1 pseudogene is annotated in these 888 nt (G+C 47.4%); it reads left to right on the top strand.

Features of this window, described 5'->3' with window-relative positions:
- Positions 1–190 precede the first annotated feature (190 nt).
- A pseudogene (locus tag CIK04_RS25645) lies at positions 191–888 on the top strand (tRNA-dihydrouridine synthase); the annotation flags it as partial.

Here is an 888-nt window from a genome sequence, read left to right as displayed (position 1 = left end):
KTTAATTCGATTAATTGATATTGTCATCGTTAATAGGCTTCTTTTTCAATTTCGACGGATTATATACCCATGCCTAGTAAAATTGACCATTTAATCTCGATTTCCGCTCGATTACCCTAACCTGTATCGTGACAAGGCTAAGGTGAATCGCTACAATCGCGCCTCGTTTTTAAAGAGGCAGTAATAGACCATGCGTGTAATATTGGGACCGATGGAAGGTGTGCTCGACCACCTGATGCGAGAGATGCTTACCGAAATCAATGACTACGATTTTGTGTCACTGAGTTTGTTCGCGTTGTCAGCCAACCCCTCCCAGATCATGTGTTTTATCGCCTCTGCCCTGAACTGAACAAGGGTCAAAAACAAAAATGGTGTTCCTGTCAAAGTGCAGCTGTTAGGCCAAGATCCCCACTGGATGGCCGAAAATGCTATCCGCGCCGCAGAGCTCGGGGCGCATGGTATCGATCTGAACTTTGGTTGTCCGGCAAAATGGTCAACCAGAGCAAAGGGGGCGCAGCGCTACTGCAACACCCAGAACTGATCTATCAAGTGGTCAAAGCGTGTCGTGATGCAGTGCCTCGCACATTCCAGTTTCTGCCAAAATCGTCTGGGCTGGGAAACCCGGAAGATTGTTTCGAGATTGTACGATGCGGTAGAGCAAGGCAAAGCGGATGAACTAAACCGTCCATGCAACAACCAAAGCTGGCGGGCTAGTAAAGCGAGTGAAATCAAATGGGATTACATTGACCAAATACGCCAACGTTCCACTATTCCTTTGATTGCCAATGGCGAAATCTGGAACTATGCCGATGGTCAAGCCTGCATTGAAATCACTGGCATCGATTCTTTGATGGTGTGCCGTGGCGCATTAAACGTACCTAACTTGGG

It is taken from the genome of Vibrio sp. 03_296 (assembly GCF_002265885.1).
Note: the sequence above shows the minus strand (reverse complement) of the source record. Positions and strands in the feature narration are given on the sequence as shown.